This window comes from Streptomyces sporangiiformans (assembly GCF_005768555.2).
Classification (GTDB): Bacteria; Actinomycetota; Actinomycetes; order Streptomycetales; family Streptomycetaceae; genus Streptomyces; species Streptomyces sporangiiformans.
The window spans coordinates 24,089-31,115 of record NZ_VCHX02000327.1 but is presented as its reverse complement, the minus strand read 5'-3'; the positions used below and the strand labels follow the sequence as shown (position 1 = coordinate 31,115).

At 73.2% G+C, this 7,027-nt stretch carries 5 protein-coding genes; all 5 read left to right on the top strand.

The window, feature by feature from the left end:
• Positions 1–178: 178 nt before the first annotated feature.
• The 5 genes from FGD71_RS41250 to FGD71_RS41230 all read left to right on the top strand — a co-directional run bounded on the left by FGD71_RS41250 (position 179) and on the right by FGD71_RS41230 (position 6,927).
• Entirely contained in the window at positions 179–472 is a 294-nt protein-coding gene (locus tag FGD71_RS41250) for a DUF503 domain-containing protein (RefSeq protein WP_119105704.1), read from the top strand.
• Positions 473–529: 57 nt separating this feature from the next.
• Positions 530–985 carry a 30S ribosome-binding factor RbfA gene (gene rbfA, locus FGD71_RS41245; RefSeq protein ID WP_119105703.1) on the top strand — a complete coding sequence of 152 codons (456 nt, stop codon included), beginning with the start codon at positions 530–532 and terminating at the stop codon, positions 983–985.
• Positions 982–1,887 (top strand): tRNA pseudouridine(55) synthase TruB, encoded by a 906-nt coding sequence (truB, locus tag FGD71_RS41240; RefSeq protein ID WP_119105702.1) that lies wholly within the window; start codon positions 982–984, stop codon positions 1,885–1,887. Before rbfA ends, truB begins: the two co-directional genes overlap by 4 nt.
• 235 nt (positions 1,888–2,122) lie before the next feature.
• Complete coding sequence (locus FGD71_RS41235) at positions 2,123–5,821, top strand: S1 family peptidase (RefSeq protein WP_119105701.1); 3,699 nt, start codon at positions 2,123–2,125, stop codon at positions 5,819–5,821.
• A gap of 152 nt (positions 5,822–5,973) precedes the next feature.
• Complete coding sequence (locus tag FGD71_RS41230; RefSeq protein WP_119105700.1) at positions 5,974–6,927, top strand: bifunctional riboflavin kinase/FAD synthetase; 954 nt, start codon at positions 5,974–5,976, stop codon at positions 6,925–6,927.
• The last annotated feature ends 100 nt before the right edge of the window (positions 6,928–7,027 follow it).

The window sequence follows — 7,027 nt, the reverse complement described above, 5'->3', positions numbered from 1 at the left end:
CGTTCAGGCCGATAGCGGGGGTCTGGGGGCGTAGCCCCCAGGTACGGGATGGGACGGGTAAGGGCGGCGGGGGCGAAACTCCCTCGAGCGGTCACGGCCTTCGTTGTACCGTTCTTGATGTTCCCGCCAAGAGCTTGGCGGGCCATCTACCCCGTACCGGCGGGACATCCGGACACACATGTACGTGGGGACTCTGTCCTTCGATCTCCTGCTCGGCGACGTACGGTCGCTCAAGGAGAAGCGTTCCGTCGTTCGCCCGATCGTGGCCGAGCTCCAGCGCAAGTACGCGGTGAGCGTGGCGGAAGTCGGCGGTCAGGACCTGTACCGACGGGCCGAGATCGGCCTGGCGGTGGTCTCGGGGGACACGGGACATCTGACGGACGTACTGGACCGGTGCGAGCGCATGGTCGCCGGCCGGCCGGAAGTGGAGCTGCTGTCCGTACGACGGCGGCTGCACGGCGACGACGACTGACCGTGCACGACCATGGGCTGTGCACACGGAACAGGCAAGGAAGAGGGAGACGGACCAGTGGCCGACAACGCGCGGGCGAAGAGGCTGGCGGACCTCATCCGAGAGGTGGTGGCCCAGAAGCTGCAGCGCGGGATCAAGGACCCGCGGCTCGGTTCACACGTCACCATCACGGACACCCGGGTCACCGGGGATCTGCGGGAGGCGACCGTCTTCTACACGGTGTACGGGGACGACGAGGAGCGGGCAGCGGCGGCGGCCGGCCTGGAAAGCGCCAAGGGCGTGCTCCGCTCGGCGGTCGGCGCGGCGGCGGGCGTGAAGTTCACCCCTACCCTGAGCTTCGTGGCGGACGCCCTGCCGGACACCGCCAAAACCATAGAGGACCTGCTCGACAAGGCACGGGCCTCGGACGCGAAGGTGCGCGAGGTCTCGGCCGGCGCCAACTTCGCCGGTGACGCCGACCCGTACAAGAAGCCGGGCGATGAGGACGAGAGGGACGGCGACGCCGCGGAATGACGCAGAAGAACCGGACGCCCGACGGACTTGTCATCGTCGACAAGCCGTCGGGCTTCACTTCGCACGACGTGGTCGCGAAGATGCGCGGGATCGCCAAGACCCGCCGCGTCGGACACGCGGGCACCCTCGACCCCATGGCGACGGGCGTGCTCGTCCTCGGCGTCGAGAAGGCGACCAAGCTGCTCGGCCACCTCGCACTGACCGAGAAGGAGTACCTCGGCACGATCCGGCTCGGCCAGACGACCCTGACCGACGACGCCGAGGGTGAGATCACGGAGTCGGCGGACGCCTCGGGAATCACCCGGGACGCCATCGACGCCGGGATCACCAAGCTCACCGGCGACATCATGCAGGTGCCGTCCAAGGTCAGCGCCATCAAGATCAACGGTGTGCGCTCGTACAAACGGGCTCGCGACGGCGAGGACTTCGAGATCCCGGCCCGCCCGGTGACGATCTCCTCGTTCTCCGTGTACGACGTCCGGGGCACCGTCGCCGAGGACGGCACGCCCGTCCTGGACCTGGTCGTCTCGGTGGTCTGCTCGTCGGGGACGTACATCCGCGCGCTGGCCCGTGACCTCGGCGCCGACCTGGGCGTCGGCGGCCATCTGACGGCGCTGCGCCGCACCCGCGTCGGCCCCTACAAGCTCGACTCCGCGCGCACGCTCGACCAGCTCCAGGAGGAGCTGACCGTGATGCCCCTGGCGGAGGCGGCCGCAGCCGCGTTCCCGCGCTGGGACGTGGACGCGCACCGGGCGCGGCTGCTGACGAACGGCGTCCGGCTGGAGATGCCCGAGGAGTACGCGGGCGTCGGCGCCGTCGCGGTGTTCGGCCCCGAGGGCCGGCTCCTCGTCCTGGTGGAGGAGCGCAAGGGCAAGGCCAAGAGTCTGGCCGTTTTCGGCTGAGCTCGGCTTCGTCGTGGAGCGGCGTTCACGGAGAATCCTGCGTACGCCGCTCCACGGTCCCCCCTCCCTAGGTGTCTATCCATCCGCCGAGGTCGATTCACCCGTCCGGGCAGGCGCGCGGAGTGAACCGGGGGAGTAGAAGGGGGCTCGTTCGTCCGGCGATCTTTCGGCTCGACTTTCCCCGTGCCTACCGTCGAAAAGCACGAGGCGGTGCGTACGGCAGGGAGGGGCGAGCATGGCGGGACGAGGTCCCCGGGCCGGGGGCCGTGGGGCGTCGGACTCCGCCCGGGACGCATGGGACGCAGGCCTGGTCCGGATCTGCGATCTGGCCGGGCGGCCGCGCGGTACGGGGTTCGTCGCGGACCACCAGGGCACGGTGGTCACCAGTCACGAGACGGTCGACGGACTCGCCCGCCTCGTTCTGCACGCCGCCGGGGGCCACACCTGCATGGTGGCGGCCGACGCGGTCACGCCGCTTCCGGACGTGGACCTCGCCCTCGTCCGCACCGAAGGCCTCGGCCCCGGCGCGGACCCGCTTCCCGTCACCGGCCGGGACTCCGTCGAGGTCGGCACGTACGTTCGTATCGCGGCGGGCGGCTGGCGCGAGGCCCGGGTGCTCGGCTCGTCTCCCGTGACGTACACGGCGACCGACCGCTTCCATCTTCTCGATGCCGCCGTGGAGTTGGCGATCGGCACGGCAGGCAGCGACGCGCTGCGCCTGGGCGGCGGGGCGGCCGGAGGGCCGGTGCTCGACCCCGCCACGGGCACGGTGATCGCGGTCCTGGGCACCGCGCTCCAGTCCGACCACCGGGTGGCGGGCTTCGCGGTGCCGTTGCGGACCGACGTGCGGACCGACACCGACGGCCCGCTGGCGGAGCTGCTGGCCCGCAACGCGGCGACGGTGCCCGCGTACGGGGCCGATCTCAATCTGGCGGGGGTCCTGGAGCTGACGGCCACCTCGGTGGGGTCGGACAGCCCCCGGAAGGCGGCGGCCCGGGGCGAACGGACGCATCCCGTCGAAGGGGCGGACCTCGTCGAACGGGCCCGTCTGGTGAGCGAGTTGGCGTCCTTCACCGCGGACCCGGACGCCGCCGTGCTCGGACTCGTCGGCGCCCCCGGCAGCGGCCGTACGACGGGACTCGCGGCCCTCGCCGCCCGGCGCGACCGCGCTTGTGAACCGGCCCCCACGCTGTGGCTGCGCGGCGCTGACCTCCGGGGTGCCGACACCTCGGTGGCCGACGCGGCGAGGAGGGCACTGGAGCGGGCGGGGCGGGTCGTGGCGGCTTCGAGGGAGCCGGGGGAGCCGGGGGAGTCGGCAGAGGAGGGGACGGCGAAGCGCTGGGCCGGCCACGGCGGCGGGCTCGACGGCATCGGCGAGGGCGGCGAGCTCGGCGACATCAGCCCGGAGCGTCTGGCCCTCCTGGCACGGGACGCGGGGCGGCCCCTGCTCCTGCTGCTCGATGGTCCCGAGGAGATGCCGCCGGAACTCGCCCACCGCCTGCCCGAGTGGACCTCCGCAACCGCCGACTGGCTGCGCCGGACCGGTGTGCGGCTCGTCATCGCGTGCCGGCCGGAGTACTGGGAGCAGGCGGGAGCGGAGTTCCCGCCCGGGCTGCTGTACGGGACGGATGAGCCCACGGGCGGCGGTGGGCGGCTGCCGGCCTGCCTGTGGGTCGGTGATCTGGAGGAGGACGAGGCGGCGCGGGCACGGGAGCGGTACGGGATTCCCGAAGGCTTGCTGGAAGGGGCCGACGCGCGGCATCCGTTGGTGTTGCGGTTGGCCTCGGAGGTAATGCGGGCCGCGCCGGCAAAGACTCCGGTGGGGCCGCTCGGACGGGACGACGTGTTCGCCGCGTACCTGGATCTGATGTGCCTGCGTGTGGCCGTGCGGCTCGCCGCCGTGAACGGACTGCGGGGCAGGGCCGTACGGCGGCTCGCGGCCCGGGTTTCCGGGCAGGTGCACGAGGCCGCGCGGCGCTGTCTGGGATCCGGGCAGGGGGAGTTGGCCCGGGTGGCCTTCGAGTCCGTCTTTCCCTGGAGGAGCGGGCCGGAGCGGCGGCTGGGCGGTTGCACCGGCTGGGCGTCGGCCGTCCTCGCCGAAGGCCTCCTCGTTCCGGCGGGCAACGGCTACCGCTTCGCCCACGAAGAGCTCGCCGACTGGATCCAGGGCATGCACCTGGACCTGGACACGGCACTCGACGCCCTGGTCCACCGTCGGGGCGACACCCCGGCCCAGCACGACGTACCCCTCCCGTCCTGGGCCGGGACCTCCGTGACACCCGCGCCCTCGCCCGCGCCCCAGCCCCTCCCCGTTCCCCAGCCCCTCCCCGTTCCCCGGCACCGCGTCGGCCCCGTGCTCCAAGCTCTGCTCCTGCTGCCCCGACCGGCGCCGCGCCCGGAGCTGGGCCATGCCCGGCTGGCCGCCAGGCTTCAGGAGCTGGTCCAGGCCCTGGACGAGCTCCGACCGGCGGAGACCGCCGCCTCCGCTTCCGCCTGGTGGGCCGCCCGGCTTCTTCATGACGTACTCCTCCAGGTGCCCGACGCGAGTCCGTACCTGGGAGTGCTGCGGCACCTCGCCGGGTGGATCGTGAGCCGGCGGAAGCAAGGACGGGACGTACCGGGGGAGTTCGGGCCGCGGTTCTGGACCGCGCTGCCGCTGCCGGAGGCGACGCGGTTCGACCTGCTGAGGCGGCTCGTCGTGGCGGACGGGGGCCCGCCGGCCAGCGGGCCCCGTTACCTGGACGCGGTCTCCGACCTCCTCGCCGCCGATCCCACCGCGGTGCAGCCCCACCTCACCCACTGGTTCGACGACGACCGCCCGCTCCCCGCGACCCCCGACGCCACCGTCGCCACCGCGGCCCAGGCCCTTCTGCACACCCACCGGCACCAGGCCCTGGACGACCTCGCCGAGGCGCTGGCCGACAGCGCCCACCCGCGCGGGGACGAGCTCCTCGCCGTACTCGCCGAGGAGGAACCCTCCGCCGTGTGCAGGGCGGTCGACCGCTGGGCGCACGACGAGCGGCCCGCGCGGCGGGCGGTGGCGCTGACATACGGGCTGCGGGCGGCGCCGCACGTACGCACCGAGGCTGAGCGCGATCTGCTGCGCTACACCGCACTCGCCCTGCTCGCCCGTCCCGCCGACCGCACGCTGCACGGCGGGGCCCTCGCGCTCCTCGTACAAGATCCGCGGACCCGGGTCCGTTACCTGATGCGGGCCCTGGAGCGCTTCGCGGCGGGCGACCCATGGGTGCCCGCGAGCGCGCTCGTCGACGCGCTGGACACGCATCCGGGACCGGTGCTCTCCGCGTTCCGCGACCGCCTGCGAGAGCCGGACGCGGGCGACGCGCTGCGCACCCTCGCCGAGATCACGACGCCCGCCCTGGCACGCCGCGTGGCCGCCCTCGTGCGCGATGCCGTGGAAGCGCACCCGGAGGCCGCTCAGCACGTGGCGGCGTACGTCGACCGTCGGCTGGAGGACGGGCCCGCCGCCCGGGCCGTGCTGCACCGGCTCGTGACCGGCCTCCTGGACGGGCGGTCGCCGCAGGCGCGGGCCGCGCTCGCCGAGGTGCTCGCGGCGCCCGGGACGGCGGCCTCCGGGCCTCTGCGGCGCGAGTTCCTGGACCTCCTGCTGACACGCGAGCACGATCCCGTCGTCCTGGACGCGCTCGTCCGTGCCGCCGCGGACGGTGCGGCCCGCAGCGGTGAGGAGCACACCCGCGCCCTGGTGCACCGTGCGGGCTTCCTCCTCGTCCGCACGCCGGACGGCGCCGCCCGCTTCGACCGCGCCCTGGTCGACCTCGGTCGCCGCATCCCCGGCTTCGCGACGCTCGTCGCCCGCTGGCTCACCGGGGAGCCCCAGGACTGGTCCACCGTGGTCGGCCCCAGCACCCGCCGCATGATCGAGAACCTGGCGGGCACCCGGGTCCCGGCGTGATCGAGCCGTTTCGCTCCGGGCCTCACGTGCGCCCCGTCACAGCCCCCATGCCGATGCGGGCCGCGCGCACGCGGCATGGCACCCTTGGACCTGCGTATGAGGCAATCGGTACACGGACAATACGGACTCGGGTTCGACGAGGAGCGGTCACAGTGCAGCGCTGGCGTGGCTTGGAGGACATCCCCCAGGACTGGGGGCGCAGCGTCGTCACCATCGGCTCGTACGACGGCGTCCACCGTGGGCACCAGCTGATCATCCGGCATGCCGTGGAGCGGGCGCGCGAGCTGGGCGTGCCGTCCGTCGTCGTCACCTTCGACCCGCACCCCAGCGAGGTCGTGCGCCCCGGCAGCCACCCGCCGCTGCTGGCCCCGCACCACCGTCGCGCCGAGCTGATGGCGGACCTCGGTGTCGACGCCGTGCTCATCCTGCCGTTCACCACCGAGTTCTCGAAGCTCTCGCCCGCCGAGTTCGTCGTCAAGGTCCTGGTCGACAAGCTGCACGCCAAGGCCGTCGTCGAGGGACCGAACTTCCGCTTCGGCCACAAGGCCGCCGGAAACGTGGCGTTCCTGGCCGAGCAGGGGAAGACGTACGACTTCGAGGTCGAGGTCGTCGACCTGTATGTGACGGGCGCGGCCGGGGGCGGTGATCCCTTCTCCTCCACCCTGACCCGGCGGCTCGTCGCCGAGGGCGACGTGGAGGGCGCGCGCGAGATCCTGGGCCGCCCGCACCGCGTCGAGGGCGTCGTCGTCCGCGGTGCCCAGCGCGGCCGCGAGCTGGGCTTTCCGACCGCCAACGTCGAGACCCTCCCGCACACCGCGATCCCCGCCGACGGCGTCTACGCCGGCTGGCTGCACGCGCAGGGCGAGGCGATGCCCGCCGCGATCTCCGTCGGCACGAACCCGCAGTTCGACGGCACCGAGCGCACGGTGGAGGCGTACGCCATCGACCGAGTGGGCCTCGACCTGTACGGCCTGCATGTCGCGGTCGACTTCCTGGCGTTCGTCCGCGGCCAGGCCAAGTTCGACTCGATCGAGGGGTTGCTGGAGACCATGGCGCAGGACGTGAAGCGCTGCCGGGAGCTCGTCGAGGCGTACGAGGGGGAGTAGGCGCACGCTCACGTCCGGACGGCGCGGGCCGCATACGACCGGACGGCCCGCTTACGCCCGGACGGCCCGCTTACGCCGAAAGGTTCCCTTACCCGAAAGG